The sequence below is a fragment of the Ruegeria sp. BB1 genome (assembly GCF_056539465.1).
Genome location: NZ_JBQFVB010000026.1, coordinates 1 through 883 on the forward strand (window position 1 = coordinate 1; position 883 = coordinate 883).

The 883-nt window shown below is 49.8% G+C and carries 1 protein-coding gene and 1 pseudogene; both read left to right on the top strand.

The window, feature by feature from the left end:
• Nucleotides 1-296, top strand: a 296-nt coding sequence (locus tag ACR0AL_RS20955) for a helix-turn-helix domain-containing protein (RefSeq protein ID WP_480664540.1), incomplete at its 5' end; no start/stop codon positions are given.
• A 56-nt stretch (nt 297-352) separates the two neighbouring features.
• A pseudogene (locus tag ACR0AL_RS20960) lies at nt 353-727 on the top strand (DDE-type integrase/transposase/recombinase); the annotation flags it as partial.
• Between the last annotated feature and the right edge of the window lie 156 nt (nt 728-883).

Sequence of the window (883 nt, forward strand, 5' to 3'; positions counted from 1 at the left end):
GTGAGGTCGATGTTTTGCTGGAAACTTGTTCGGATGTTGCCCGAGGCAAGATGGTATTTCCGTTTATCGACGTACGAAAAATGCAGCAGGATCCAATTCACAGCCTGTCTCGTAAAGAGCGCGTCATCCTTGAAGCGTTGGCCAAGGGCCTATCCAATCGTGAACTTTCGAAGGACCTGCAAATCTCGACAAATACAGTCAAATTTCACCTGAGCAACATCTATGAAAAGCTCTCGGTTAAAAACAGGGCGCAAGCGATTGCATTCTACTATTCTTCTGGCGCTGCCTCAGATTAACAGATTTGCACCTATGGCCGAGCATTTACTAGCTATCACGCAATATGTGGAAGCCCAAGCAGGCCAAAACGCTCGAATTCAAGCTTTCAGAACGTCGCAGCAAACAGGTCGCCACAAAGTTCTTCGCCAAGATGCTGGAGGTCAACGGCCTCCCACGAAAGATTGTCATCGGCAAAAGCAGCACAAACACTGCGGGTATCAAAGCAATCAACAGAATGCTCAAGGGTTTTGGTTGCCCGATACCAATAGAGATGGTCAGGCGGAAGTACCTGAACAATATCGTCGAACAGGACCACCTGTTCATTAAGAGGCGAACAAGACCGATGCTTGGAGTTAAGGCCTTCGCATCAGCCGAGGCAAGCTTGGACGAGATCGAAATTGTGCACATGATTACTCCGAGCCCGTATTTTCAATTCGTCGAATTGCATTAAAAGACCTGCCTGCTGTCAGGCTACGCAGACGCTTTCATCGCTTTTGAGTGGCGACGGAACGCGATGCAAACTCCATGAGGCGCCTGAACTTTGGGCAATCCATATGGGTCTCTGCCGGACAATCCGCCACGTGACGCAACGCATCGCGTAGCCGGG